Source organism: Rhodococcus sp. PSi06, from assembly GCF_054960675.1.
In genome coordinates this window covers 1-26,358 of the sequence record NZ_JBHNYO010000004.1, presented here as the reverse complement: position 1 = coordinate 26,358, position 26,358 = coordinate 1, and the positions used below count along the sequence as shown (strand labels likewise).

Genomic DNA, 26,358 nt, shown 5'->3' with positions numbered 1-26,358 from the left:
TTAACGCAACGAAGGGACCCGCATGAGACGCACCGACAGCGACGTCGACGAGGCCGATCTCGATATCGAGAAGCCGAAGACCCATGCGGCGGGCGCTACCGCCGTCGCGGTCTCGATGAAGCGCGCGCTGGGACACATGGGTCCGGTGCGCACGGCGCAGACGCTGCTCAAGCTCAACCAGGCCGAGGGCTTCGACTGCATGAGCTGTGCGTGGCCGGACCCCGATCCCGGTCATCGGCATGCCGCGGAGTTCTGCGAGAACGGTGCCAAGGCCGTCGCCGAAGAGGCGACGACCACGCGCGCAACTCCGGAGTTCTTCGCGCAGCACAGCATTGCCGAGCTCGACTCCCACACCGAGCACTGGCTCGGCCAGCAGGGCCGCATCACGCATCCGATGATCAAGCTGCCCGGTGGCAGCCATTACGAGCCCATCGAATGGGACGACGCGTTCCGTTTGATCGGTGACGAGCTGAAGAGCCTGGCCAGCCCGGACGAGGCCATCTTCTACACCTCGGGTCGCGCCTCGAACGAGTCCGCGTTCACGTACCAGTTGTTCGCCAGGGCGTACGGCACCAACAACATGCCCGACTGCTCCAACATGTGTCACGAGTCGACGTCCATCGCGTTGCAGGAGTCCATCGGAATCGGCAAGGCGAGCGTCACGCTCGACGACGTTCACACTGCAGAACTCATCATCCTGGCCGGTCAGAACCCCGGCACCAATCATCCCCGTATGCTCTCGGCCCTGGAAATGGCGAAGCAGAACGGCGCAAAGATTCTGTCCATCAACCCCCTTCGCGAAGCCGGGCTGCTCAATTTCAAGAACCCACAGACCCCGCGCGGCATGGTGGGACCGGGCACGGACCTCTCGGATCTGCACCTGCCCATCAAGCTCAACGGCGATCTCGCGCTGTTCCAGGCCCTCGGCTCCTTGCTGGTCAAGTGGGATGCACTCGATCACGAGTTCCTCGACAACTACACCGTCGGCTTCGACGCCTGGAAGGCACATGTTGCCGAGGTCGACTGGGATCTCGTCACCGAGGTCACCGGATTGTCGGTAGCGCAGATCACCGAGGCCGCCGAAATGCTGCGCGACTCCAAGGCCACCGTCTTCTGCTGGGCGATGGGCTTGACGCAGCACCGCAACGCCGTCGCCACCATCAAGGAAGTCACCAATCTCGCGTTCGCCCAGGGCAATATCGGTAAGTCGGGTGCCGGTCTGCTGCCGGTGCGCGGCCACTCGAACGTGCAGGGCGACCGAACGATGGGCATCTGGGAGCGCCCTCCGGTGGCCTTCCTCGACGCGATGGCCGCTGAGTTCGACTTCGAGCCGCCGCGCGAGAACGGCTTGGACACCGTCGATTCCATTCGTGCCATGCGCGACGGCAAGGCGCATTTCTTCCTGGGACTCGGCGGCAACTTCGTCCAGGCGACGCCGGACAGTGACGTCACGTTCCAGGCGCTGCGCAAGATGCGCATGACGGTGCAGATCTCCACCAAGATCAATCGATCCCACCTCGTCTGCGGTGAGACCGCCTTGATTCTCCCCACTCTGGGACGCACCGAGAAGGACGTGCAAGCCAGTGGTGAGCAGTGGATTTCGGTCGAGGACTCCACCTGCTCGGTGCACTCGTCGCGCGGTCCTCTCAAGCCCGCCAGCCCGTACCTGCGCTCGGAGGTCGCGATCGTCTCCGGAATCGCCGAGGCGACACTGGGCGACCGATACGGCCTCGACTGGAAGGGCTACCGCGACGACTACCGCAACATTCGTCAGCACATCTCGCGTGTCGTCGCCGGCTGCGAGGGCTACGAGGTAAATGTTCGACGCCCCGGCGGCTTCATCCTGCCCCACCCACCCCGCGACAGTCGGACATTCGAAACCAAGAGTGGCCGTGGCGAATTCGCTGTCTCGCCGATCGACGTACTGCAGGTTCCGCCGGGCCATCTGATTCTGCAGACCCTGCGTAGCCACGATCAGTTCAACACCACGATCTACGGCCTCAGCGATCGGTACCGCGGAATCGAGAACGGCCGACGCGTCATCTTCGTGCATCGCGAAGACATCTCCACGCTCGGCTTCCGCAACGGCGACATGGTCGATCTCGTCACCAGATGGGACGACGACGACGTCGAACGATGCGCTCCGTCGTTCCGCATCGTCGAATACGACACCCCACGCGGATCGGCCGCCGCGTACTACCCGGAAACCAATCCGTTGATTCCCTTGGATTCGACTGCGCTGCAGAGCAATTGCCCTACGTCGAAGTCCGTGATCATCTCGATGGTCCCGGCCGGAGCAGGGGCGACCGGTACCGCAGGCGGTCATCAGGACAACGAGGGATCCGACGAGGGGCACAAGTCGCATCCTCAGCCACACCACTTGAGCTGACCGGTCGGAAGTGGGCCGTTCTACCGAATGTCCCACTTCCGGAACTGGCGGCGCATCACAGCGGTGGCGGCCGTCGAGTCGCGTCGCTCGAAGGCGTCGATCAGCTGTTCGTGACTGCGCACTGCGTCCTCGCCCCATGCCCGGTCGGTCGCGTACAGCCGCGGGATGTACTTGATCGCGCCGAGCAGGAACCACGCCAGTTTGGTTCCCCCAGCGACCTTGTTGACGCACTTGTGGAACTCGAACTCGTAGTACTCCACCGATTCGGTGTCCGCTCGGGAGACGGCGTCGCGCAGGCCGTCGTTGAGTGCAGTCAACCGGTCCAGGTGTTCGCCCGTGATGGCCGTCGCCGCGCGCCCGGCAAGCGTGCCGGCGATGGTGCCCTGTAACCAAAAGATGTCGTCCACGTCCTGCGGCGACAACTCGTTCACGCGGTAGCCACGGTGCGGCACCTGCTCCACCAGTCCCTCACCGCGCAATGCGACGAGTGCTTCCCGAACCGGCGTGGCGCTGACACCGAGTTCCACCGCCGCTTCCTCGATCCGTACGAACGTGCCGGGTTTCAGAGTTCCCGTGACGATCTGCTGACGAATGCTCCCGGCGACGTCCTCGGACAACTGTGGCCGACGCGGAATGGCGATACTCATGACAATCCTGCTCCTGCGCGGCCGGGCGGCGGGGTTGTAGCAACCGACGGTGACGCATAGTGTGGCCTGGACAACATTGAATCACATCAAATATATGTGATGCGATCTGCTGGAGGATTGAACCCGTGACGGACCAGATCGAACGAACGACCGACGCCACCTTCGACAGCCTCGACCCCCGAACGGGTATCACCCTGGCCACCTATCCGGTCGCGGACGCAACCGAGGTGGCCGCAGCCGTCACACGCGCTCGATCGGCCGCGCGGTGGTGGGACGCCCAGGGTTTCGCCGGCCGCAAGCGGTGGCTGCTGGAATTCAAATCCGCCATTGCCCGCGACGCCCAGAGCCTGGCTACGGTCATCGCCGCCGAAACGGGTAAGCCCGACGAGGACTCGCTGCTCGAAGTGATGTTGGGCGTCGAACATCTCGATTGGGCCGCGCGCAATGCCGAGAAGACTCTGCGGCAGCGCAAGGTCGGATCGGGCCTGCTGGCCGTCAACCAGAAGGCCTACGTGGGTTACCGCCCGTTCGGCGTCGTCGGGGTCATCGGACCGTGGAACTACCCGCTCTACACCCCGATGGGTTCGATCGCGTACGCACTTGCCGCCGGCAACACCGTGGTGTTCAAGCCCAGCGAACTCACCCCGGGCGTCGGAGTCTGGCTGGCCGAGAAGTGGGCCTCGCTGGCCGTTCCGCATCCCGTCTTCCAGACCGTGACCGGCGACGGGTCCACCGGCACGGCCCTGGTCCAATCCGGCGTCGACAAGATCGCGTTCACCGGCTCCACCGCCACCGCCAAGAAAGTGATGGCCACGTGCGCGACGTCGTTGACGCCGTTGGTCGCCGAGTGCGGCGGCAAGGATGCCATGCTCGTCGACTCGGACGCCGACATCACTGCGGCAGTGGAGTTCGCAACGTTCGGTGCGATGGGCAATGCCGGTCAGACGTGCGCGGGTGTCGAACGCATTTACGTCGCAGCTCCCGTGTACGACCGATTCGTCGGCGAATTCACCGCCGCGGTCAAGGCGTTGAAGCCCGGCGGAACGAAGACATCGTCCTACGGACCGATGACTCTGGGCAAGCAGAGCGAGATCGTGCGCGGCCAGATCGAGGACGCGTTGGCCAAGGGCGGCAAAGCCGTTGTCGGCGGGCTCGATTCGCTGCACGGGCCGTACATCGACCCGGTGGTGCTGACCGACGTTCCCGAGGATTCCACGGCCATCACCGACGAGACCTTCGGTCCGACGGTCGTCGTCAACAAGGTGCGAGATCTGGACGAGGCCATCGAGCGAGCCAATGCCTCCAAGTACGGACTCGGCGCGTCGGTCTTCACCAAGGACGGCACAGTGGGTCGACGGGCTGCAGAGAAGCTCGACTGCGGTGTGGTGACGGTCAATTCGGTGCTCGGCTTCGCCGGGGTGCCGGCGTTGCCGTTCGGTGGCACCGGCGATTCGGGTTTCGGCCGGATTCACGGTGCCGACGGTCTTCGTGAGTTCAGCACCGTCAAGTCGATGACGGTGCAGAGCTTCGCAGCTCCGGTGAATCTGTTGACGATGAAACGCAAGGCCCGAAACATGAAGCTCTCCGTTCTGGCACTGAGGCTTCGGCACGGACGGGGCTGACCATGGACCTCACGCCGAAGAAGGGGCGCTTCGGCTGGCTGGCCCGAATCGAGGAACTCGATCCGGTGCGGGATTGCCATGCGATTCACCGCATCACCGCCGGGTACGAGTTCCCGTGGGATTACCAGCGTGCCCTCGAATTCGCACTGTTCCGCACCTACTGCGTGCCGACGATCTCCGGGTTGCTCGCCGCGACCGGCGAGTTCGAGAAACGCCCCCAGAAACGCTACGACGACACCGCATTGCTGATGGCCGAGATCGTCGAGCACGGCTACGAGTCTGAGCGGGGCCGCGAATCGCTTCGTACGGTCAATCGGATGCACGCGCAGTACGACATCTCGAACGACGACATGCTCTACGTGCTGACGACGTTCATCTACGAGCCCATCGAGTGGATCGACACCTACGGGTGGCGTCGGCTGCATCCCAAGGAGCGCCTCGCCGCGTTCCACTTCTACAACGAAGTGGGAAAGCGAATGGGCATCAAACACATCCCCGAGTCGTACACCGAGTTCGCGCAGTTCAAGCTCGACTACGAGGAGCGCACGTTCCGCTTCGACGAAGACAATCGACGCATCGGCACGTACACCCTCGATCTCTACTGTTCCTGGTTCCCCGCTGCGCTGACCCCCGCCGTGAAGCAGGGTGTATTCGCATTGCTCGACGACCGGATGGCCCATGCATTCGGCTTCCCGGCGGGTTCGACGACGATCGAACGGATCGCCGTCGGAGCCCTACGAGCCAGGGCTCGCGTCGAGCGGTTCTTCCCCAAGCGGACACGGTCGCGGACCACCTCCGACGCGGCCAACAAGACCTACCCCGGTTACCCCGTCGGCTATGCGCCGAGCGAACTGGGCACCCTCGCAGCACCGCGCGTTCGCGGTTGTCCGGTGACGACCACGTAGCTGCGCACTCGGCAGATCAGAGTCCGTCTACCCACCGGCCGAACGCATCGCGGAACTCCCACGACAGCGGCAACGGTGCCAGCGCGGTGTTCGGATCAGCAGGTAGAGGGCCGAGCTCGCCCAACATGTGTGAGCTGTTGGCGAAGTGTGCGTAGTCGAGGTCCGTGTGCCCCAGGGCCGTTCGCACGTTCTCGACCTGCCCGCAGGAGACGTTGAGGTCCTTGTCCGAGCAGGTCACGAACGAGGAGTACGAGTCCGGGAGTGCGGCAGCCAGATTCGACGGGTCCGTGGCATCGGCTTCGCGCAGGAACGTGGCGTTCTGCCGCAGTCCCAGACCGTCGACGATCGGGTCGGGCTCGGCGGACAAGGGCCGTCCCGCGCGAATGTCGGCGACGGCCTGGGCGAAGCGATCCCGCGACGTCGCGGCCTGCTCCTCGGTGAACTGACCGACCGCCACAGCCTGGTCGATGTTGCGATCGACCTGTGCGGTCAGCAGGTCGAGGTAGCGAATCGACAACGGCTCGAGCAGACCGACATGGGTGAACGCCGCACTGTCTGCATCGGCCAGGCGCAGCGCCGTCAGTGCGCCCTCACTGTGCCCGATCACCGTCGTGCGATCCGCCCCGACACCCGTCTGCTGCTGCAGGAATGCGAGCGCGTCGGCGGCATTGCGGACCTGCGCGTCGAAGCCGGGCGGGTTGTTCGGATCCACTCCGGCAGTCCCGGTGCGGCCGCTACCGACCTTGTCGAATCGCAGGCTTGCAATACCGCGCCTGGACAGCTCGTCGGCAACGTACGCAGTCGTGTTCAGGTGCAGATCGCCCGAGTTGCCGTTGCGATCGGTCGGCCCACTGCCCGGCAGCACCAAAGCGACGCCGCGTGTTTCGCCGGCCGGCATGCGAAGGCTGCCGTAGAAGGTGATGCCCCCGGACTCGAAGGTCACGTCGGAGTCGAGCGCGTCGTCCGGCGACCACGGCACATTGATCGGAGCAGCGGGCGCGGTACCCGCGCCGACGAGAAGCAGTATCGACGCGGCCAGTCCGGCCAGCAGTCCCCTGGTACGCAGCATGCCGCCAGGGTAACAATCCGACCGCCCCGATAGTGCGTTCGACGACTCCGATCCGTAGTGTCGAGCGGTCGCGGTGGACGGGTCCGGATCGGCCGAAGTGCTGGTCGGGGCACACCGCGAATCGGCCAGGACGTAGCCTGGCTTGGAAGGTTCGGTGGTTCGACCGTGAATGACATCCGTGTTGTTCGGTTAGATTGGAAGAGCCACCAGGCACGATGCAAGAGGGTCGAGACCTGTCAACGAGCGACGGGTCACCACAATCGAGGAGAACAGGCCATGGCTTTACCAGTATTGACACCGGAACAGCGCACCGCGGCGCTGGCCAAGGCGGCCGAGGCACGCACTGCGCGGTCCAAGCTGCTCGCATCCGTCAAGTCCGGCGAACTCAGCGTCGCTGACGTTCTCGCCAAGGCGGAGAACGACGAGATCGTCAAGAAGACCAAGGTGTCCGCCCTGATCAAGGCCCTGCCGGGCGTTGGATCCGTGCGCGCCGCTCAGCTGCTCGAGCAGCTGTCCATCGCAGACACCCGCCGCATCGGCGGCCTCGGCGCGAACCAGCGCGAAGCGCTGCTCGCTGCCGTCGCATCCTGATCCTGCGATAACGCGCTACCTGCAGGGCTAGCATTTCGACCATGAACGTCGAAGTGACCCTGCTGCCCGGGATCGGGGTGCGGAAGGACTTCGCCCTCGCTTCCGGGCGACGCATAGGCGTCATCACCCGCAAGGACGGCGCGAACGAGTTGATCGTCTCGCGCAAGGACGACCCCGATGCGATGCAGGCATCGATCACGCTGAGCAATGAGGAAGCGGCGGCTCTGGGCAATCTGCTCGGGTCGCCGCAACTCATCGCTCAGCTCGGGGAAGAGCATCGCGACCTCCCCGGCATCAACACTCGTCAACTCCCCATTCGCGCCAATTCACGGTTTGTCAGCCGAACACTCGGCGACACCACCATGCGCACCAAGACCGGAGTATCCGTCGTCGCTGTCATGCGCGCCGGCCAGGTACAACCGTCACCCACTCCCGATTTCACGCTGGCCGCTGGAGACCTGCTGGTCGCCGTCGGCACCGCGGACGGACTCGACGCAGCAGCCAAGTTGCTCGGCAATGCCTGAGATCAGTCGGGGCTGAGCAGTGGCCGAGAGCGCACTGGCCCTCACCGAGCTGGGCGCGGTGTTCTTCGTTCTCGGATTACTCGCTCGTCTCGCCGGACGCATCGGCGTCTCCCCCATCCCGTTCTATCTGCTCGGTGGACTCGCCTTCGGGAACGGCGGCATCGTCAACCTCGGCGGCATCGACGAGTTCAGCGAGATCGCCAGCGAAATCGGCGTCATCCTGCTCCTGCTCCTGCTCGGCCTCGAATACACCGCCACCGAGCTGGTCACCGGCCTGCGTCGATCGTGGATGGCCGGTCTGGTCGACATCGTCCTCAACTTCGCGCCCGGAGCCGTCGTCGCGCTGCTGCTCGGCTGGGGCGGAGTCGGTGCCCTCGTGATGGGCGGCGTCACCTACATCTCGTCGTCCGGCATCATCGCCAAAGTCCTCACCGATCTGGGCCGCCTGGGCAACCGCGAGACCCCGGTCGTGTTGTCGATCCTGGTCTTCGAGGACCTCGCGATGGCCATCTATCTGCCGATCCTCACCGCCGTCCTGAGCGGAGTCAGCTTCCTCGGCGGACTCGAGGCCCTCGGCATCTCCCTGTTCGTCATCACGTTCGTCTTGGTCGTCGCGCTGCGCTACGGCCGGTTCGTCTCGGCGATCGTCGACAGCCCCGACCGCGAGATCGTCCTGCTCAAAGTCCTCGGATCGGCTCTGCTGGTCGCCGGCATCGCGTCGGAACTGCAGGTGTCGGCGGCAGTCGGCGCGTTCCTGCTCGGCATTGCGATCTCCGGGTCGACGGCCGACAACGCGACCCGTGTTCTCGAACCACTCCGTGACCTGTTCGCCGCGATGTTCTTCGTCGTGTTCGGCCTGGGCACCGACCCGTCGAGCATCCCGCCCGTGCTCGGCTGGGCCGTCGTGCTCGCCGTCACCACCGCGGCCACCAAGATCGCGACCGGCTGGTGGGCGGCAGGACGGCAGGGAATCGGCCGGCCGGGACGATTACGCGCGGGTGCTGCGCTGGTGGCGCGCGGAGAATTCTCGATCGTCATCGCCGGGCTCGCCGTGGCCGCAGGCGCGGTGGAAGGCGAGCTGGCGGCTCTGGCGACGGCGTACGTACTGCTGATGGCGATCCTGGGACCGATAGCCGCCCGCGTCGTCGAACCCGTCGCCAAGGTCGTGCTGCGTACCAAGCCCGCGGTGTGATTGGCTTTTCGACATGGCGGAGAAACGGACGGCTCTGAGGCGACGGCCCCAGCTGTCCGAGGAGGTCGCCAGCCACGTCCGGCACCGAGTGATGTCCGGCGAAGTGAGACCGGGAGACTTCATCCGGCTGGACGAGACCGCCGCCGAACTCGGGGTGAGCGTCACCCCCGTGCGCGAGGCACTGCTGACGCTGCGCGGCGAGGGCATGGTCGAGCTCGTCCCGCACCGCGGCTATGTGGTCTCTCCGCTGACGCCGAACGACATCGTCGACATCTTCTGGTTGCAGGGCCGGATTGCAGTGGAACTGGTGCGCCGCGCAGCCCCGAAGATCACCGAGGTCGAACTCGACCGACTCACCGAGCTCACCGCTGCTCTGTCGGTCGCTGTCGAGAACGCCCGAGCCGACGACGTCGAGACGTACGAATTCGAGTTCCACCGAGTGCTGAACCGCCTCGCCGAATCCGCGAAACTGGCATGGTTTCTCAACAATGCCACCCGCTACACCCCCACCCGGCTCTACGCGAGCGATCGCGAGTGGGGACGAGCAGCAGTGCGCAATCACGAGGACCTCATCGAAGCGCTGACTCGAAACGACATCGACGCCGCCTGCGAATTGATGAAGCAACAATTCACAGACGGCGCCGAGAGGTTGATCGCGCACCGCGGTTGAGCGCTACGCGCATGTGAGTGGAAACTCGTAGCCTGCTACGCGTTTCCACTCACATGGGGTCAGCGCAGCGAGGCCGGAACCTGGAAACGCTCGCCGTACTTCTTGGCCAATTCGTCTGCACGAGCGACGAATCCGGCCTGACCACCCGGGTAGCCGACGACGTACTGGTGCACGCCGCCCGTCCACGCCGGGAAGCCGATGCCGAAGATCGAGCCGATGTTGGCGTCGGCGGTGGTGTTCAGGACACCCTCGTCGAAGCACTTCTGTGTCTCGATGGCCTCGATGAACAGCATGCGCTCCTTGAGGTCCTCGAACGGGATGTCCGCCGAACCCGACTTGAACGCGTCAAGCAGTCCGGGCCACAGCCCGGTGCGCTTGCCGTCCTCGTACTCGTAGAAGCCCGCACCCTTGGCCTTCGACGGACGCTCGAACTCGTCGACCATCTTGTCGATGACCTCGCCGGCCGGATCCTCGGGCGGAGTTCCGCCGGCAGCCTTGATGGCGTCGTAGGTCTCCTTGCGGATCTTCTGCATCAGGTTGAGCGTGAGCTCGTCCGAAAGCTGCAGTGGCGCAGCGGGGTAGCCGGCCTGCAGACCGGCCTGCTCGATGGTCGACGGCTCGACGCCCTCGCCCAACATCGCGATGGCCTCGTTGATGAACGTGCCGATCACACGAGAGGTGAAGAAGCCGCGACTGTCGTTGACGACGATCGGGGTTTTCTTGATGATCTGCACCAGGTCGAATGCCTTGGCCAAGGCCGCATCCGACGTCTTCTCGCCGCGAATGATCTCCACCAGCGGCATCTTGTCGACGGGCGAGAAGAAGTGGATGCCGATGAAGTCTTCCTGACGCTTGATGCCCTGAGCGAGGCTCGTGATGGGCAGCGTCGAGGTGTTGGAACCGAGCAGCGCCGCCGGATCGACGAGATCCTCGATCTCCTGGAAGACCTTCTGCTTCAACTCTTCCGACTCGAAGACGGCCTCGATGACGAGGTCGGCACCTTCGACGTCCTTGGCATCGGCCGTCGGGTGGATGCGTGCGAGCAGAGCGTCGGACTTCTCCTGGGTGGTCTTGCCACGCGAGAGTGCCTTGGCCTCGATGGCCTCGGAGTACGCCTTGCCCTTCTGCGCCGACTCGAGGGCAACGTCCTTGAGCACCACATCGATTCCGGCCTTGGCACACACGTACGCGATGCCCGCGCCCATCATGCCTGCGCCGAGCACTGCGACCTTGGTGAAGGTGGTCTTCTCGATGCCGTCGGGACGGGACTTACCGGCGTTGATCGCCTGCAGGTCGAAGAAGAACGCCTGAATCATGTTCTTGGACACCGGCCCGGTGACCAGCTCGGTGAAGTACCGCGACTCGATGGTGGACGCATTGTCGAAATCGACCTGCGCACCCTCGACCGCCGCGGCCAGAATTGCGCGCGGGGCCGGCATCGGAGCGCCCTTGATCTGCTTGCGCAGGTTGGACGGGAAGGCAGGCAGGATCTGCGCGAGCTTCGGATTCGACGGCGTGCCGCCGGGAATCTTGTAGCCCTTGACGTCCCACGGTGCGACGCCACCCTCGGGGTTGGCCTTGATCCACGCCTTCGCGGTGGGCACCAATTCGTCGATGCTGCCGACCAACTCGTGCACCAGACCGATTTCCAGAGCCTTCTCCGGACGGAACCTAGTGCCCTGCGCGAGGACGGTCATGAAGCCGGTCTGGATGCCGAGCAGCCGCGTGATGCGGGTGACTCCGCCGCCGCCGGGCAGCAGGCCGAGCGATACCTCGGGCAGACCGATCTGCACGCCCGAGACGTTCGCCGCGATGCGGTGATGCGTCGCGAGCGCGATCTCGAGGCCACCGCCGAGAGCGGCACCGTTGATGGCGGACACGACCGGCTTGCCGAGCTTCTCGAGGCGACGCAGCTGAGCCTTGACTTCCTGCACCTCGTCGAACACACGCTGGGCGTCCTCGGGCTGCGCGGAGATCAGGCTGTTGAGGTCACCGCCGGCGAAGAAGGTCTTCTTCGCAGACGTGATGACGACACCGGTGATGCTGTCCTTCTCGGCCTCGAGGCGGTCGACCGTCGCGCCCATCGAGTCCTTGTACAGCTGGTTCATCGTGTTGGCACCCTGGTTGGGGTCGTCCATCGTCAGGACGACGATGCCGTCGGCGTCCTGGTCCCACTGAATCATGTTGTCAGACATCGTTCTACCTCAGACTCGCTCGATGATGGTGGCGACGCCCATGCCGCCGCCGATGCACAGGGTGATCAGGGCGTACCGGCCGCCGCGGCGCTCGAGCTCGTCGAGCACGGTTCCGGTGATCATGGCTCCGGTGGCACCGAGCGGGTGGCCCATGGCGATGGCGCCGCCGTTGACGTTGAGCTTCTCGTTCGGGATCTTCAGATCCTTCTGGAAGCGCAGCACGACGGAGGCGAACGCCTCGTTGAGCTCGAACAGATCGATGTCGTCGACGGTCAGGCCGGCTGTGGCGAGAACCTTCTTCGACGCCGGAGTCGGTCCGGTGAGCATGATGGTCGTGTCGGCACCGCTGGTGGCCGTCGCGACGATGCGGGCGCGAGGGACCATGTTCAGGTCCTTACCGGCCTGCTCGCTGCCGACGAGGACGAGGGCTGCGCCGTCGACGATGCCGGAGCTGTTGCCGCCGGTGTGGACGTGCTCGATCTTCTCGATCCAGTGGTACTTCTGCAGCGCGACGTCGTCGAACCCGCCCATGGCCGCGATGCCGGTGAACGCCGGGTTCAGCTTGCCGAGCGATTCGACGGTGCTACCCGGACGCATGTGCTCGTCGTGATCGAGGATCAGCAGACCGTTCTGGTCCGTCACCGGAACAACGGACTTGGTGAAGTAGCCACCGGACCACGCTGCCGCGGCACGTTCCTGGGACTGGACGGCGTAGGCGTCGACGTCCTCGCGGGTGAATCCCTCGATCGTCGCGATGAGATCGGCACCGATGCCCTGCGGGGCGAAGTAGGTGTCGTAGTTGGTGACGGGGTCCATCGCCCACGCGCCGCCGTCGCTGCCCATCGGCACGCGCGACATCGACTCGACGCCGCCGGCAACGACCAGTTCGTCCCAGCCCGAGCGCACCTTCTGCGCTGCCAGGTTGACCGCTTCGAGGCCGGACGCGCAGAAGCGGTTCAGCTGAAAGCCGCCGACGGTGTCGGGCATTTTCGCAGCCAGCACGGCCGTACGAGCGATGTCGGCACCCTGATCTCCGACGGGTGAGACGACTCCGAGAATGAGGTCGGAGATCCGGTTCTCGTCCATGTCCGGGAAACGTCGACGAAGCTCGTCGATCAGGCCGGTCACCAGGGAAATCGGCTTCACCGAGTGCAGGGAGCCGTTCTTGCCCTTGCCTCGGGGAGTCCTGATGGCCTCGTAAATGAATGCCTCTGTAGTCACAGCGCGCAGTTCCTTCCAGATACTCGATCTTCTCGCGGTCGCCGTCGCGGCCGACCGCATCGGTGCGAGGCCATGGCAGACCTCAGCTCATGCCACAGTAGGTCGGCACGCAGACCCGACGTAAGGACCGAAACGAGCGTTTCGCATGACTCGTCCGAAGGTTCGGGTTTGAACTACCCCGTCACGGGAAATTACGGCTTGTCAGATCTACCGAGGGCGAAAGAAGACCCACTATGAAAACCGACAACGACTTGACTGTGGGCGCTCGCGTCGAGGTGCGCACTCGCAGCGACGAGAACTCGGGCACGAACGCGGTCCATACCGGCGCGATCGTCGAGGACTTCGGCGTGCAGCCACCCGAGACCACGTCGAGGGAATGGGCCGTCGCCAAGCGCTGGGCAGTTGCCCTGGACAGCGGACGACTGGTATTCGCCGACACCGACGACCTCACCGTTCTCTGACGCGCTCTCAGTTCTCCCCGAGCGGAACCGCTCTCAGTTCTCCTTGAGCGGTACCGCTCCCAGTTCGCTGACCAACAGCTCCATCGCCACCGTTTCCGGATCGCGGCGAACCGTCGGATCCGCCGGCTCGGCTGCAGCCTTGAGCAGCTCTTCTTCGTCTTCCGGCGTCTCCGGCGGCGGTGGTCCTACCGGCTCCGGCTCGTCGGGATAGTCCGGTGCCTCGGGCATCGGTATATCGGTGTCGCCGGCCGATCCGTCGCCCGCTGATCCGAAGCCGTCCGACGTGGGACGGGGAGCCCCTGCCTGGCTCGGCCTCGAGAACTTCGGCAGCGACGCGGGTTTCGCTGCCGGTTCATCTTTTTTTGCTGATGACTGTTCCGGGGGTGCCGCCGCACCGACCAGACAGACCACCGACCATTCGACGCCGAACACATCACGCAGGGCGTCGCGAATGACATCGGCGTTGCGCGGCTCTTCCAGTCGCTTGGCCAATGGGGCCGAGTCGTGGCCGAGGGTGATGGTGCCGTTCTCCACGGTGCGCACCGACGCTCCGGACAGCATCACCTCGACGGTCCTGCTCCGGTCTCGCACCTTGGTGCGAACCTCGGACCACACCGCGCGCACCGCCGCTGCGTCGGGCTCGTTCGACGCGGCAGCGGGAGTTGCCACCGGTTCCGGTTCCGACGCGAAGACGGGCTCCGGTTCGGGGCCGTAGTCGTCCTCGGGCTCCGGCGGAAAATCCTCGTGCGACGTCGGGCTCGAATCCGGCTGCACTGCAACATGATCCGACGCGACCGCAATCGGCTCGGGTGCGGGTTCCGTCGTCGGTGTCTGTGTCGTCGCTGCCGGCTCGGGGGTGGGAGGCGGCTCGGGGGCTAGCGGCTCGGGCGTCGGAGTCGGTTCGGACGGCGTAGGCGGCGCAGCCGGTGCAGACACCGTGGGCTGCGGCGGCGGAGTGGGTTCGGGGGCTGCCACTGGCTCGGGCGTCACAGCAGGTTCACGCGATACGGGAGCCGCAGGTGCGGGTGCCGCGCTCAATGGCGCAGGTGTAGGTGCCGGTACGGATTCAGCGGCGGGTGGCCGCTGCGAGGGACGTTGGAATTTGTTCACCGGGGCCGGACCGGAGGGCGCAGGCTCGTCGTGGGCCTGCAGCTGCGGTCGCGTCGGATCTGCGGCGGCTTGCGCGACGGCTGCCTGCTCTCCCGCCGGGAGGGTGACGTCGAGTCGGCGCTCCACCCGCTCGAGTCGTTGCAGTACAGCAGATTCCGCGTCCGACGCCGAGGGCAGCAGCATCCGGGCGCACATCACCTCGAGCAGCAGGCGCGGCGCGGTTGCCCCACGCATCTCACCCAGGCCCGAGTGCACGATTTCGGCATAGCGGGTCAGCGTTGCCGAACCGAGCAGATCCGCCTCGTCGCGCAGCCGCTCGAGTACGTCGCCTGGCACGTCGACCAGACCGCGCTCTCCGGCGTCGGGCACGGCCTTCATCAGGATCAGATCCCGCAGCCGATCGAGGAGGTCGACGGCGAAGCGGCGTGGGTCGTGGCCGGCGTCCATCACCTTGTCGACGGTGCCGAACAGTGCGCCGCCATCGCCCGCGGCCAATGCGTCCACGGCCTCGTCGATGAGTGCGACGTCGGTGACGCCGAGCAGCGACAGCGCCCGCGGGTACGTGACGCCCTCGGGCCCGGCCCCGGCCAGCAGCTGATCCATGACGCTGAGCGAGTCACGGGGCGAACCGCCGCCCGCGCGGATGACCAGCGGGTAGACCGCATCTTCGACCGGGACCTGCTCCTGGCCGCAGATCTTTTCCAGCAGTACGCGCATCGTCGACGGCGCGAGCAGCCGGAAGGGGTAGTGGTGGGTACGCGAGCGGATGGTGGGGAGCACCTTCTCGGGCTCGGTGGTCGCGAAGATGAAGACCAGATGCTCCGGTGGCTCCTCGACGACCTTGAGCAGCGCGTTGAAGCCCGCCGGGGTCACCATGTGCGCCTCGTCGATGATGAAGATGACGTAGCGCGATTCGGCCGGGGCGTAGACGGCTTTGTCGCGCAGATCTCGGGCGTCGTCGACGCCGCCGTGGCTGGCCGCGTCCATCTCCACGACGTCGAAGTTGCCGGGGCCCCCGGGAGCCAGTGCCACGCAGGAGTTGCACACTCCACAGGGAGTGGAGGTCGGCCCTTCGGCGCAGTTCAGCGAGCGGGCGAGGATGCGCGCCGAGGACGTCTTTCCGCAGCCACGAGGGCCGGAGAAGAGGTAGGCGTGGTTGATCCTGTTGGAATCGAGCGCCACGCTGATCGGCTCGGTGACGTGCTCCTGGCCGACGACTTCGGCGAACGTCGCTGGACGGTACTTCCGGTAGAGGGCCACGCCCGAAAGGGTACCGGCGACCACGGACACACTTGCATCGCGCGTCACCGTGAGCCGGTGGAGACCGCTCTGATGTTCATGATCGCGAAGCTCTCCCTGGTACCGGTGGAATCCGAGAGTGCGAAGAGCCAGTTGCCGTCCTGCAGCGCATCCGAGATCGCGTGCCGCACTATGGCCCCCTTGGAGTTCTGGTAGTCGATCGAGACGGACGTGCCTCGAGCTGCGGCGTCGGTGAGGACGTCGAGCTCCCCCGGCATCAGTCGACTGTGCTGTTGCAGCGACGCTCGCACTCGCGCCCGGTCGACTCCGGCCGCGTCGCCGGTGCGCAACAGCCGGGCCAGCTCGCGTGGATCGCGTCGCTGGCGTGCGCGGTGGGCGGCCGGCGACGTTGTCCGATCGGATACCGCGCGCGCCCGGGGTGCGCTCTCGAGTTCGAGCTGCCCGGTGTCGGAGTGTCGCACCGGCGAGTACCCGTGCCTGCGGAGCACTGCGATCGTGTCGATCGGTGTCGCGGAGCTGATCAGGACCGTGGGGGCGAGCCGATGGAACTCGAGCACCGCCAACGCCTCGTCTTCTGCGATGGTCGTGAGCAGTACGAGGTCGTCGGAGACGATGGCGCAGGGAATCTTGCGTACGGCGAGCGCACCGTAAGTACGCCAACAGTCTCGAATCGTGTACGCCAGCGCCTGGGGAACGTCGCCCCCGGCCATCCCGATCAAAGCCTCGATCAGCTCGTCGCCGGTACCACCGGTGTCGAAGAAGCCACGGATCGTCGCAGGAGTGAACCGCCAGACCGACGCCACCTCCCTCGACTCGGGCTGCGCGGACGCCCCGAGTATCGATGCCACCTCGGTGCTCGGGGGTCCGGTCACCACCGCCGTCGAGTCTGGAAGCAATCGCACCGAGAACGGCACCAGGTCGGCCATATCCCGTAGCTGCTCGGTCAGCGCCGAGGCGATCCGGCTCCGATCGCCGTCTCGACCGACGGGGAAATCCGCGAGCACGCTGCACAGATCGGTCGGTACGCCGTCGGCCAACACCCCGAGTCGAGTGGCCTCGGTCCAGAGCGACCCCGCATGACCCGGCCCGGCACTCGTCGAGACGACCGGAATGTGCCAGTCGAGGTAGCGGACGAACTCGTCCGGACCGGGCAGCACCGGCCGTTCGCCCCGATCACCGTCCCGCAGTAGTGCCGTCAGCGCCGTCGCGCGGAGGTCCGCAGCCGCGGGATCGTCGAGCATCTTCTTGAGCACCGGCACGGTCTTCTGGGAGCTTCGCGGCACTCGATGGGTGGGCGTGAACGGTGAACACCACCAGGCGGCCACCAACGCCGCCGCCTGCTCGGCTCGCGTGCTTGCCGACCATGTTTCGTACGTCGAGGTCAATGCCATACCGGTCTTCCCTCGCTCGGCGAGTAACCCGGCCTCACGCGCCAGCATCAGCATCAGCGCGGTGTCGTGCTCGTCGGCAAAACCCAGCCTCGTCGTCAGCGAACGAAGCTCTTTGGCGCTGATTCCGCCGGTCTTCATCATGGTGAGGCCGTCGATGTCGACGGCCGTCAGCAACGCCTGCATGTGCTCGCAGAACTGCAGCAGGGCAATGGAACGGGTGCGCCGCACGCCGTCACGGGACAGCGCACGCGTCGGAAAGCTCGGCGGACCGAGCTCGATGGGCAAGCGCCAACCCTCCCCTCGCAGCGCGATGCTCACCTCCAACGGCATCTCCACCCGATGTCCATCGAGTCGATACAGCAATCCCCGCTCGAAAGCGGCAGTGCCCGCGGACTCCGGTACATCGAAAACGAGCGATACCGGATTGCCATCGACGAAGCGCGAGAGCATCTCTCGCATGTCGGCAGGGCCGTCGTCGAACAACTCACGAATACGTTCCGGGGTCATCGCGGCCGCGACGGCGTCCGCACGTGCCGCCCTGTCGAGGGTGGGGTCGATACCGAGACGGGCCAGTAGCGACGACCTGTCCTGCTCGACGGCGCAGCGCAGGAACAACTTTCGCTGCCGCAGCGCCAGACCGAACGGATGCGAGAACACCCCCGACAGATCGACGGGCAGGTATTCGACCGTGTCGGAGCCCGCAGCAGTGTGCGGTCGAATGAGCCCATAGGACGTCAGCTCGGCCAGCGCGGCGTCGATGTGCGGCGTGCGGTTCACGGTGCCCTCGCAGGCCCAGTGACCGACCTCGGCTCTACTGAGATCGCCCATCAGGGCGAACAATTCGAGCAGATCGAGCGCACCACGATCCAGCTTTCGAGGCAGCGCCGCCACCCGCCTCGGCGAGGCGAGCAACTGTGCGAGCAAGCCGAACAATCGCGGCGGCGGGTCGGTGACCACGTCCGGTCGACGGCGCAGCAGCCCGGTCAGCTCGTCCTCGTCGAGCGTGGCCAGCCACCCCTCGTACGTCTGGATCTCTTCCGTCATCTCATCCCCCCGGTGAATGTTCTGCCACAACGTACCGACGGGTGCCGACAGAGTTACTTCTTCTTGGCTGCCGCTTTCGCTGCCTTCTTGAACTCGCGTACCTCGAGCAGGGATTTTTCGTCCACGACGTCGGCGATGGATCGACGCGCATCCTCGTCGCCGTATGCTCCGGCGGCCTCGCGCCACCCGTCGGGCGTCACGCCCATCTGCTTACCGAGCAACGCCAGGAAGATGCGCGCCTTCTGATCGCCGTATCCGGGAAGCGCTTTGAGACGCTTCAGCACCTCGGCACCGTCGGGGTTCTCACGGGTCCAGATCTCCTGCGGCTTTCCGTCGTAGTTCTCGACCAGAAATGCCGCCAACCCCTGAATGCGCTTGGCCATCGACCCCGGGAACCGGTGCACCGCGGGAGTCTGTGAGCACAAGGCCGCGAACTCGTCCGGATCTGCATCGGCGACGGTGTCCACTTTCAGATCACCGAGACGGTCGACGAGCTTCTTCGGCCCGGCGAAGGCGGATTCCATCGGCACCTGCTGATCGAGCAGCATGCCGATCAACAGGGCGAACGGATCCTCGGCGAGCAGTGCATCGGCCTCCGGATCGCCGACGAGGTGCAGTGTGCGAGACATGACCTCGATCCTGCCATGCACCGTCCACGCCGGATAACAATTCCCCCGGGAGGCGTCGTGTTATGCGCCGAGCTCACGACCGCGCACGAAAGTCGCGGAGTCCGAGAAGCGCCGTTCTCCCTACGACGACGGCCAATGCCACCACCGCACAGGTCACGGTTGGGTACACGATCATCGTTGTTACCCAGCCAGTGTGCTCGACAACAACTGTTCCGGTATCGGAGTCGCGGCCGACGCATTCTCGACCGAGCGGCCACCACGTCTGCCGGTCCTCGACGGGGAAGGGTGCCACCTCGTAATCCGGTGGACGGTAACCGAAATGCTCGGGAAAGGCTTCGCGACAACCAGATCGCCACCGATTACTGAAAACCCACAAGGTCAGGAAGGCAACGCCGAGGGGAAGCCACACCAGCGCGACGGCGGCCTTGGACAGGCCGTCACGTGAACGAACAGCCGATATCGATACCACCACCATGAACATTAATACGGCAATGTAAATCATGCTTCAGTCGACCGAACCGGCTACAGCCAACGCGATTGCCTGCAAAAAGGCATCGTCCACAATGGTTGCAGCAGAAGCGATCTGCACGTCCACCCGGGTGCCCGACGGTTTTACCAGCGTGACGCTGTCGATCGGGTCTCCGTCGGAGGTCGTTACGGTCACGCCGGGGTTGTCGACACGAAATTGCGATCCGTCCGGCAAAGTCTGTGCATCCCAGGGGTTCTCGGAGGGCTCGTAGTCTGCGTCGATCACCCTGATCGTCAGGGTACCGTCGTCGGCCATCACAGCTCCGCACGCTCCGGCCGGTCCCGACGGGGAGGTTCGCATCGAGCCGAGCGGTCTGTCGAGTTCTGCTGGGGCCGCGGCCGCTCGCCAGAACTCGTCCAGTGCAGCGTTGAGGCGATCCACGGCCTCGGACGAGAATTGCCCTGCACCCTCGGATCTCGTATCGCACGGCATCGGAACCGGAAGTGTCCCGTCCGGAACAGGTGTGGTCGAGAGCAGCTCCGGCCGCAGCGCAATCGTGCGCAACTCCTCGATCGACAGAGGCACCGAACCGGTGGACTCGTAGTCGGCGTTCCTGTCCGATGACGCCGCTAGAACGACGGAACCGTCGCGCGCGTACACGCGCACGATGTTGGAGTGGGAGCGATCGCCGTCGAACTCGTCCCAGGTGTCCCTCGTGTCGACGACGGTTCCATCGGGGAGAGTGTCACGGGCGTCGAGCCAGCCTGCCTGACACGGCTTGGGACCGTCGTCGATGCGGGTGACGTTGACCGTCAGCGAACCTTCGACGCCATCGCGCGAGACCATCCCATCCGCGGTGGTGCCGGGGTCGTATTCGGCGTCCGCGATTCCTACCGGTTGAAAAATCAGCGGATCATGGCCGAACCGGAACGACGGATCGGCGACTACTTCGATCTGCTCGGGAAGGGCCTCGCGCAACGCGATCGACATCGCGTTCGCCTTCGTAGACGTCAACCAGGGGTAGTCGGGATTGTCGTACCCCTCACCGCTCGCGGTCAGCACTTCGTAGAACTGCTCTTCCTCCGGCGGCTCCACGGATTCACACCCAGGAATGTCGACGGGGTACTCGACGGGCTCACTGAGATATGCAGATTCCGACTGCCCCATCGGCTGGTGAGTAAGACCTGCGGTAACAACACCGACGGCTACGACAACGCCGGCGACCACCCCATCGGCCCACACGCCACCACGCCGCAGAGACAATCGCACGGCCGCAGCCTAGTGGGATTCGCTCAGGTAATCGACACCAGCTGAGTGATGTCGTCGAAGGGCAGGGGCCCGTCGACGACGGCTCCGACGACGGCGCTGTTGAGGATGATCGATCCGCCGTGGTTGTCGAGGAATGCCGTGTCTGCCGCGTCGCGCCCGGTGGCGATACGCACCAGGGTGGATCGCGGTGCGAGGCATGTCGCGTCCACCACTCGCCATTGTCCTTCGACGAATGCTTCGGCGACCGCGTGGAAGTCCATGGGATCGCAGCCCGGCGCGTACACCGCGACCAGCCGAGCCGGAACATTGACTGCGCGCAGCAGGGCGACCACGAGGTGGGTGTAATCCCGGCACACTCCGGCACCGGCGAGGAGGGTGTCGACAGCGCCGTCGATGGGGTCGCTGCTGCCGGGCACGTAGCTCAGCCGCGCACCGACCCACGAGGACACCTCGGCCAGCAACTTCTCCGACGGTGGGTAGGAGCCGAATTCCGTTGCCGCGAAGCCGAAGAACTTGTCTGCTTCGGCGTAGCGGCTGGGTCGCAGGTACAGCGACAGATCGTAATCGGACACCGGTGCCGGCTCGGTGTTGCCGTAGATCGTCGCCGAGTACGACGCCTCGAGCTTGCCGACCCCGGCGTACAGCTTGTGGATGCGGGTGCCGTGCGCGCCGCTGATCTCCTGCGCTTCGACCGGTTGACCATCGAGGGTGAACGAGAGTGCTTCCCACACTTCGGTACCCGGATGCGGCGCGATCGCGATCTGGAACTCGAGGGTGCTGGCCTCGGTCACGTCGACATCGAGGTACGCGGAGACGTCACGTTTCATCGTGCCGATCCTGCCATCTCCGAGCCGTTCCCGCAGATCATGACTCGTCGGTGAGACGTTCACCCGTCACGAGGAATATGACCCGCTTGGCGACCTCGACCGTGTGATCGGCATAGCGCTCGTAGAACCGGCCGAGCAGCGTGATGTCCACCGCTGCGGGCACCCCGTGCGGCCAGTCGGGTGCGGAGGTCAGCTGGAACAGGCTTCGATGCAGCTCGTCCATCTCCGCGTCCTGGATGCGCAGGCTCGCGGCGAGCTCTGCGTCCCGGGTCTCGAGCACGCGCTGGGTCACCGCGGCCTGGGCGACGGCCACGCGGCCCATCTCCGCGAACACGTCCTCGACCTCGGGCGGCAGAACGTGAGCTGGATGTCGTCGACGCGCCAACTCGGCGATGTGAACGGCCAGTCCACCCATGCGCTGCAGGTCGGCGACGATGTTGATTCCCGACACGACGCGACGTAGGTCGTGTGCGACCGGTGCCTGAAGCGCGAGGAAGCCGAAGGCTGCGTGCTCCCACTCGATGGCGAGCATGTCGATCTCTTCGCGGTACTCGATGGTCTGTTCGGCAAGAACGATGTCCGCTGTCAGCAAAGAGCGAGTGGCATCCGCCATGGCCTTCTCTGCAATGCGCGAAATTTCGGACAGACTCGACGCCAACGAATCCAGCGCCTCGGCGTAACTGTCCCGCATAAATTACTCAACCCCTACCGTTCGACCCCAGCGCGCCTGTGGGCCTTACCCCCGAACACATGTTTCTACACCTTCGCCGCGGCTGTGGGACTCTGAACGCCATGACTGTGTTGAAGTCGATCGCGCTGTTCGGCATCGCCGCCCTGTTCGAGATCGGCGGAGCATGGTTGGTGTGGCAGGGAGTGCGCGAGCACCGAGGATGGGTGTGGGCCGGAGCCGGCGTGATCGCCCTCGGTGCCTACGGATTCGTCGCTACCCTGCAACACGACGCGAACTTCGGCCGCATCCTCGCCGCATACGGCGGGGTGTTCGTTGCAGGATCATTGCTCTGGGCGATGGTGGTCGACGGCTTTCGGCCCGATCGCTGGGACATCACCGGCGCCTCGATTGCCTTGATCGGTGTCGCGGTGATCATGTACGGCCCGCGCTGAATTACACGGGCCGTACCGAACCGATCAGCAGTTCGACGGTGCAGGCACTCCGTAGAACCGGTCCTTGATCCAGCTCTGCGCCTCGCCGAGACCCAGGATGTCCGGAATCAGGTGTCCTGCGCCGGATCCTGGCACGATTGCCGGAACCTGCGCTGAACTCAACTGCACGGTCGCGCCGTCGCCGCACCAGTCACCGGCCAGGCCGACGGCCTGCCCGTGAGGCACGATGTCGTCGGACGTACCGGACTGGATCAGCACCGGAGCGTTCGGCGTGCGCTCACCGATCTTGTTCTTGGCCAGAATCTCCTGAGCCTTCGGCAGTCGGTCGAGTACCACCGACAGCGGCTCACCGGTCTTGGTGTACTCGTTGGTGCGGTGCAGTCCGACGTTCAGAATGGTCTCTCCGACACACTGATTCGCGACCAGATTCAGCATCGCACGACCCGCGTCGTTGATGTTCTCGTCGATGATCGGCTGTAGCTCGGGGTCGGAATTGAGCAGACCGTTGAGGGTGTAGCCGATGACGCCCGTGAGGATGGTGCCATCGACCTGCTCGAGAGTGGCCTTCAGATCCGCTGGGGGTGCGCCTGCGTAGGTGCCCACGAGGTTCATCTCGGGTGCGTACTCGCCCGCGAGTTCCGCTGCGGCAGCGGCCGCGCCGCCACCCTGGGAGTAGCCGTACGCGGCTACCGGTCCATCCGCGGAAATCTTCGTGCCCTGCAGCTGCTGGGCCGCGCGGGCCGCGTCGAGCACAGCGTGAGCTTCCGACGCTCGGTTGACATAGGTATGGGCACCGGGAGTGCCAAGACCCTCGTAGTCGGTGATGACGACGCCGTACCCCTGCGACAGCAGAGAATACGCAGCGAGAACCTCGTACTCGACCATGAACCCGAGTGGCGGGGTGTAGGTGATCACGTTGTTGAGCATCTTGGACGGCGCGCACTGATCGCCCTGTCCCTGCGTGCCCGGCGCGAGCACCACGAGCGGACGCGGTCCCGGGCCCGTCCAGTCGGCGGCCGGATCGATGTAGGTACCGGTGACGGCATTGGCTTCGTCGTTGGAGTCGTTGCTGCGGTACATGATTCGCGTAGCGGCACCCGGGAGCGGGCCACCGATACCGGGTACCGACAGAGCGAGATGCGAAGGCTCCGAACGGATCACGTCACCCGGCGAACCGGCGGGTAGCGGACTCGGCGGTAGGTAGAAATCCGATTCGACGGTGGAACCCGTCGACGGTGCTGCCGACACGGCCGGTGCAGTCACCCCCATGAACACTGCCATCACTGCTACGGCCGAACCGAAGACACGCGTCGAACGCAAAATCGAACCCCCAACTTCTGAACACCTGCTGCCAGGTGTGCGCTACCCCGCGTAGCACTTACCGTGACGCACCTTACGTGACGACGCACACAACGTACAGAGTCGAGTTGGAAGATTCACCAGTCAGCGGCGGCGACCGTGCATGGCCGCCTTGGCGGTGTCGACTTCGTCGTCGGTGAACGGACGGCCGGGAAGCTCCGACCGGGGTACCGAATCACCACGTAGGCCGTCGAGCACCATCGTGAAGTACCTACGCCAGTTCGCCGGATCGACATGACTGGAGAATTCGACGGTCGAGCCGATCATCCCCAGCACAGGATAGAAATCGGTGACGGCAACATCGGGACGCAGCTGACCGGATTCGAGGGCTCGATCGACGATCTTCGCGAAGAACGGATCGATCCGTCGACGTACCTCTGCGATGCCGCGGCAGCCTTCGTCCGATCCGAGGACCACGTCGCCCAGGCCGCGATCGGACGCCATCTCCTCGCACACATCGGACAGAAATCCCACCAACCCGTCCCACGGATCGTCGGAGTCGAGAGCGCGTTCGGCACTGTCGAGCATGCCCTCGAGACGCTGCTCGAAGACGCCGTCGATCAGTTCTTCCTTGCACGAGAAGCGGCGATACACGGTGCCGATGCCCACCTTGGCATGCGCGGCGACGTCGTCGAGGGTGATGTCGATACCGCGGGATGCGAACAGCTCGCGCGCTGCATCCACGATGCGACGGCGGTTGCGCTCGGCGTCCGCCCGGAGGGGCTTCGCGGCCGTTGTGTCGGCTCTCACACTCATTCGATGTCCGTTTCACCCGATAAGCGGAGGACATTCCTCCACTTAGCTGCTACCTTGGCCCTACAACCGGAGGATACACCTCCGCATAGTCGAACCGAGGACACCATGACCACCCTTTCATCGGAGAACGTGGGCGACGCGACGTCGACCACGACGCCGGCGGACGAGCGAGCGCACCGGAATCGCTGGTTGATTCTCGCCACTCTCGGACTGGCCCAGCTCATGGTCGTGCTCGACGCGACCATCGTGAACATCGCACTGCCCGCCGCCCAGCTCGACCTGGGCTTCGACAACGCCGACCGCTCCTGGGTGGTCACCGCCTACGCACTCGCGTTCGGCAGCCTGCTGCTTCTCGGCGGACGACTGAGCGACCTCTTCGGCCGCCGCAACACCTTCCTCATCGGCCTCGTCGGCTTCGCGCTGATGTCCGCAGTGGGCGGCGCGGCCGTCAACTTCGGCATGCTCGTCGCAGCACGAGCCGGCCAGGGCCTGTTCGGTGCGTTGCTCGCGCCTGCTGCACTGTCACTGTTGGCGACCACCTTCACCGACACCAAAGAGCGCGCCAAGGCATTCGGCATCTTCGGTGCCATCGCAGGCGGCGGCGGCGCACTCGGCCTGCTGCTCGGCGGCATGCTCACCGAGTGGGCCAACTGGCGCTGGAGCCTGTACGTCAACCTGATCTTCGCTGCGCTCGCCTTCGTCGGCGGCTTCCTGTTCCTGGCCAAGCACAAGGTCGACGTCCGGCCCAAGCTCGACATCCCCGGCACCATCGTCGTCTCCGCTGCCCTGTTCTCGATCGTCTACGGCTTCGCCCACGCAGAGTCCGACGGCTGGAGCAATCCCGTCACCCTGGGCTTCCTGGTTGCAGGTGTCGTACTGCTCGCGGTGTTCGTGACCATCCAGAACCGCGTCGAACACCCGTTGCTGCCGCTGCGCATCGTCATGAACCGCACTCGGGCCGGATCTTTCCTGGCTGTATTCGTCACCGGTGCCGGCATGTTCGCAGTGTTCCTGTTCCTCACGTACTACCTGCAGAGCACCTTGAAGTACACCCCGATCACCACCGGGTTCGCGTTCATGCCGATGATCGCGTCGCTGATCCTCACCGCGACGCTCTCGACGGCACTGATCCTCCCCCGATTCGGACCGCGCATCCTGATGACGACCGGCCTGATCGTGGCGTCCATCGGAATGGGGCTGCTGACGCAGATCGATCTGGACAGCAGCTATGTCACGCACATCCTGCCCGGTCTGATCATCATGGGTCTCGGCCTCGGTGCCACGATGGCACCGGCCATGCAGGGCGCGATCTCGGGTGTGAACCCGGACGACTCCGGCGTCGCGTCGGCAACGGTGAACACGATGCAGCAGGTGGGTGGCTCGATCGGTACCGCGCTGCTGAGCACCGTGGCAGCCAACGCCGCCACCAGCTATGTCAGCTCCAACATGGCAACGGCAACCGATGCAGCACTGCTGCAGGCCAACGCCGAAATCGCCAGTTATACGACCACCTTCTGGTGGGCGTCGGGCATCTTCCTACTGGGCGCGGTGCTCTCGGCCACGCTCTTGAAGAAGGGGCCGTTGCCCACCGCTCCCGAAGGTGCGGTTGTCGTCGGGCACTAGTGCGCTACGCGCA

The 26,358-nt window shown here is 65.2% G+C and carries 23 protein-coding genes; 10 read left to right on the top strand and 13 right to left on the bottom strand.

The features are described from left to right. Positions 1–22 precede the first annotated feature (22 nt). Positions 23–2,389 carry an FdhF/YdeP family oxidoreductase gene (locus ACFI9K_RS06620; protein ID WP_462662776.1) on the top strand — a complete coding sequence of 789 codons (2,367 nt, stop codon included), beginning with the start codon at positions 23–25 and terminating at the stop codon, positions 2,387–2,389. Between the two features lie 20 nt (positions 2,390–2,409). Here ACFI9K_RS06620 and ACFI9K_RS06615 read toward each other — a convergent pair whose 3' ends face one another. Next, positions 2,410–3,036 (bottom strand): GntR family transcriptional regulator, encoded by a 627-nt coding sequence (locus ACFI9K_RS06615; protein ID WP_462662775.1) that lies wholly within the window; start codon positions 3,034–3,036, stop codon positions 2,410–2,412. 104 nt (positions 3,037–3,140) lie between these two features. Between ACFI9K_RS06615 and ACFI9K_RS06610 the strand changes: the two genes are divergently transcribed. Together ACFI9K_RS06610 and ACFI9K_RS06605 are read left to right on the top strand one after the other, a co-directional pair. Then, positions 3,141–4,658 (top strand): aldehyde dehydrogenase family protein, encoded by a 1,518-nt coding sequence (locus ACFI9K_RS06610; protein WP_462663022.1) that lies wholly within the window; start codon positions 3,141–3,143, stop codon positions 4,656–4,658. A 2-nt stretch (positions 4,659–4,660) separates the two neighbouring features. Beyond that, positions 4,661–5,563, top strand: coding sequence for an oxygenase MpaB family protein (locus ACFI9K_RS06605; protein ID WP_462662774.1), 903 nt, complete (start codon positions 4,661–4,663; stop codon positions 5,561–5,563). 16 nt (positions 5,564–5,579) lie between these two features. Here the strand turns inward: ACFI9K_RS06605 and ACFI9K_RS06600 are convergent, their stop codons facing one another. Continuing rightward, positions 5,580–6,632, bottom strand: coding sequence for an alpha/beta hydrolase (locus ACFI9K_RS06600; RefSeq protein ID WP_462662773.1), 1,053 nt, complete (start codon positions 6,630–6,632; stop codon positions 5,580–5,582). Positions 6,633–6,908: 276 nt separating this feature from the next. On the opposite strand from ACFI9K_RS06600, the gene mihF reads away from it, so the two are divergent. The 4 genes from mihF to ACFI9K_RS06580 are packed head-to-tail and all read left to right on the top strand — an operon-like array spanning position 6,909 to position 9,609. Beyond that, a complete protein-coding gene (gene mihF / locus ACFI9K_RS06595) occupies positions 6,909–7,223 on the top strand; it encodes an integration host factor, actinobacterial type (RefSeq protein ID WP_008712632.1) in 315 nt (104 codons plus the stop codon). A 41-nt stretch (positions 7,224–7,264) separates the two neighbouring features. Further along, positions 7,265–7,747 (top strand): cation:proton antiporter regulatory subunit, encoded by a 483-nt coding sequence (locus ACFI9K_RS06590; RefSeq protein ID WP_462662772.1) that lies wholly within the window; start codon positions 7,265–7,267, stop codon positions 7,745–7,747. A gap of 19 nt (positions 7,748–7,766) precedes the next feature. Further along, positions 7,767–8,939, top strand: a complete 1,173-nt coding sequence (locus ACFI9K_RS06585; protein ID WP_462662771.1) for a cation:proton antiporter — start codon at positions 7,767–7,769, stop codon at positions 8,937–8,939. Between the two features lie 13 nt (positions 8,940–8,952). Then, on the top strand, positions 8,953–9,609 hold the full coding sequence (locus ACFI9K_RS06580) for a GntR family transcriptional regulator (protein WP_462662770.1): 657 nt from the start codon (positions 8,953–8,955) through the stop codon (positions 9,607–9,609). Positions 9,610–9,668: 59 nt separating this feature from the next. Here ACFI9K_RS06580 and ACFI9K_RS06575 read toward each other — a convergent pair whose 3' ends face one another. Next, a complete protein-coding gene (locus ACFI9K_RS06575; protein ID WP_462662769.1) occupies positions 9,669–11,804 on the bottom strand; it encodes a 3-hydroxyacyl-CoA dehydrogenase NAD-binding domain-containing protein in 2,136 nt (711 codons plus the stop codon). A gap of 9 nt (positions 11,805–11,813) precedes the next feature. Continuing rightward, the gene (locus ACFI9K_RS06570; protein ID WP_462662768.1) at positions 11,814–13,025 is read right to left on the bottom strand and encodes an acetyl-CoA C-acetyltransferase; all 1,212 of its coding nucleotides are present in this window, start codon (positions 13,023–13,025) and stop codon (positions 11,814–11,816) included. Positions 13,026–13,258: 233 nt separating this feature from the next. On the opposite strand from ACFI9K_RS06570, the gene ACFI9K_RS06565 reads away from it, so the two are divergent. Next, entirely contained in the window at positions 13,259–13,486 is a 228-nt protein-coding gene (locus ACFI9K_RS06565; RefSeq protein ID WP_462662767.1) for a hypothetical protein, read from the top strand. A gap of 33 nt (positions 13,487–13,519) precedes the next feature. Here ACFI9K_RS06565 and ACFI9K_RS06560 read toward each other — a convergent pair whose 3' ends face one another. The 7 genes from ACFI9K_RS06560 to phoU all read right to left on the bottom strand — a co-directional run bounded on the left by ACFI9K_RS06560 (position 13,520) and on the right by phoU (position 22,176). Continuing rightward, complete coding sequence (locus tag ACFI9K_RS06560) at positions 13,520–15,856, bottom strand: DNA polymerase III subunit gamma and tau (protein WP_462662766.1); 2,337 nt, start codon at positions 15,854–15,856, stop codon at positions 13,520–13,522. 44 nt (positions 15,857–15,900) lie between these two features. Continuing rightward, positions 15,901–18,291, bottom strand: coding sequence for a helicase-associated domain-containing protein (locus ACFI9K_RS06555; RefSeq protein ID WP_462662765.1), 2,391 nt, complete (start codon positions 18,289–18,291; stop codon positions 15,901–15,903). Between the two features lie 53 nt (positions 18,292–18,344). After that, positions 18,345–18,920 carry an HhH-GPD-type base excision DNA repair protein gene (locus tag ACFI9K_RS06550; protein ID WP_462662764.1) on the bottom strand — a complete coding sequence of 192 codons (576 nt, stop codon included), beginning with the start codon at positions 18,918–18,920 and terminating at the stop codon, positions 18,345–18,347. A gap of 73 nt (positions 18,921–18,993) precedes the next feature. Beyond that, entirely contained in the window at positions 18,994–19,422 is a 429-nt protein-coding gene (locus ACFI9K_RS06545) for a hypothetical protein (protein ID WP_462662763.1), read from the bottom strand. A gap of 3 nt (positions 19,423–19,425) precedes the next feature. After that, positions 19,426–20,658 carry a hypothetical protein gene (locus ACFI9K_RS06540; protein ID WP_462662762.1) on the bottom strand — a complete coding sequence of 411 codons (1,233 nt, stop codon included), beginning with the start codon at positions 20,656–20,658 and terminating at the stop codon, positions 19,426–19,428. A gap of 23 nt (positions 20,659–20,681) precedes the next feature. Continuing rightward, positions 20,682–21,485, bottom strand: coding sequence for a transglutaminase-like domain-containing protein (locus ACFI9K_RS06535; protein ID WP_057477193.1), 804 nt, complete (start codon positions 21,483–21,485; stop codon positions 20,682–20,684). Between the two features lie 37 nt (positions 21,486–21,522). Further along, the gene (gene phoU, locus ACFI9K_RS06530; RefSeq protein ID WP_462662761.1) at positions 21,523–22,176 is read right to left on the bottom strand and encodes a phosphate signaling complex protein PhoU; all 654 of its coding nucleotides are present in this window, start codon (positions 22,174–22,176) and stop codon (positions 21,523–21,525) included. Between the two features lie 101 nt (positions 22,177–22,277). On the opposite strand from phoU, the gene ACFI9K_RS06525 reads away from it, so the two are divergent. After that, positions 22,278–22,607 (top strand): YnfA family protein, encoded by a 330-nt coding sequence (locus tag ACFI9K_RS06525; protein WP_462662760.1) that lies wholly within the window; start codon positions 22,278–22,280, stop codon positions 22,605–22,607. Positions 22,608–22,631: 24 nt separating this feature from the next. On the opposite strand, the gene ACFI9K_RS06520 is transcribed toward ACFI9K_RS06525, so the two are convergent. Then, the gene (locus ACFI9K_RS06520; protein WP_462663021.1) at positions 22,632–23,876 is read right to left on the bottom strand and encodes a lipase family protein; all 1,245 of its coding nucleotides are present in this window, start codon (positions 23,874–23,876) and stop codon (positions 22,632–22,634) included. 174 nt (positions 23,877–24,050) lie between these two features. Next, the gene (locus ACFI9K_RS06515; RefSeq protein WP_462662759.1) at positions 24,051–24,722 is read right to left on the bottom strand and encodes a TetR/AcrR family transcriptional regulator; all 672 of its coding nucleotides are present in this window, start codon (positions 24,720–24,722) and stop codon (positions 24,051–24,053) included. A gap of 105 nt (positions 24,723–24,827) precedes the next feature. Here ACFI9K_RS06515 and ACFI9K_RS06510 point away from each other — a divergent pair, with 105 nt between their 5' ends. Continuing rightward, positions 24,828–26,345, top strand: coding sequence for an MFS transporter (locus ACFI9K_RS06510; RefSeq protein WP_462662758.1), 1,518 nt, complete (start codon positions 24,828–24,830; stop codon positions 26,343–26,345). Positions 26,346–26,358 lie beyond the last annotated feature (13 nt).

Coding starts and splice junctions, on each gene's coding strand:
- ACFI9K_RS06620 (WP_462662776.1), top strand. CDS start 23: ATGAGACGCACCGACAGCGACGTCGACGAGGCCGATCTCGATATCGAG.
- ACFI9K_RS06615 (WP_462662775.1), bottom strand. CDS start 3,036: ATGAGTATCGCCATTCCGCGTCGGCCACAGTTGTCCGAGGACGTCGCC.
- ACFI9K_RS06605 (WP_462662774.1), top strand. CDS start 4,661: ATGGACCTCACGCCGAAGAAGGGGCGCTTCGGCTGGCTGGCCCGAATC.
- ACFI9K_RS06600 (WP_462662773.1), bottom strand. CDS start 6,632: ATGCTGCGTACCAGGGGACTGCTGGCCGGACTGGCCGCGTCGATACTG.
- mihF (WP_008712632.1), top strand. CDS start 6,909: ATGGCTTTACCAGTATTGACACCGGAACAGCGCACCGCGGCGCTGGCC.
- ACFI9K_RS06590 (WP_462662772.1), top strand. CDS start 7,265: ATGAACGTCGAAGTGACCCTGCTGCCCGGGATCGGGGTGCGGAAGGAC.
- ACFI9K_RS06580 (WP_462662770.1), top strand. CDS start 8,953: ATGGCGGAGAAACGGACGGCTCTGAGGCGACGGCCCCAGCTGTCCGAG.
- ACFI9K_RS06575 (WP_462662769.1), bottom strand. CDS start 11,804: ATGTCTGACAACATGATTCAGTGGGACCAGGACGCCGACGGCATCGTC.
- ACFI9K_RS06565 (WP_462662767.1), top strand. CDS start 13,259: ATGAAAACCGACAACGACTTGACTGTGGGCGCTCGCGTCGAGGTGCGC.
- ACFI9K_RS06555 (WP_462662765.1), bottom strand. CDS start 18,291: ATGACGGAAGAGATCCAGACGTACGAGGGGTGGCTGGCCACGCTCGAC.
- ACFI9K_RS06550 (WP_462662764.1), bottom strand. CDS start 18,920: ATGTCTCGCACACTGCACCTCGTCGGCGATCCGGAGGCCGATGCACTG.
- ACFI9K_RS06545 (WP_462662763.1), bottom strand. CDS start 19,422: ATGATTTACATTGCCGTATTAATGTTCATGGTGGTGGTATCGATATCG.
- ACFI9K_RS06535 (WP_057477193.1), bottom strand. CDS start 21,485: ATGAAACGTGACGTCTCCGCGTACCTCGATGTCGACGTGACCGAGGCC.
- phoU (WP_462662761.1), bottom strand. CDS start 22,176: ATGCGGGACAGTTACGCCGAGGCGCTGGATTCGTTGGCGTCGAGTCTG.
- ACFI9K_RS06525 (WP_462662760.1), top strand. CDS start 22,278: ATGACTGTGTTGAAGTCGATCGCGCTGTTCGGCATCGCCGCCCTGTTC.
- ACFI9K_RS06520 (WP_462663021.1), bottom strand. CDS start 23,876: ATGGGGGTGACTGCACCGGCCGTGTCGGCAGCACCGTCGACGGGTTCC.
- ACFI9K_RS06515 (WP_462662759.1), bottom strand. CDS start 24,722: ATGAGTGTGAGAGCCGACACAACGGCCGCGAAGCCCCTCCGGGCGGAC.
- ACFI9K_RS06510 (WP_462662758.1), top strand. CDS start 24,828: ATGACCACCCTTTCATCGGAGAACGTGGGCGACGCGACGTCGACCACG.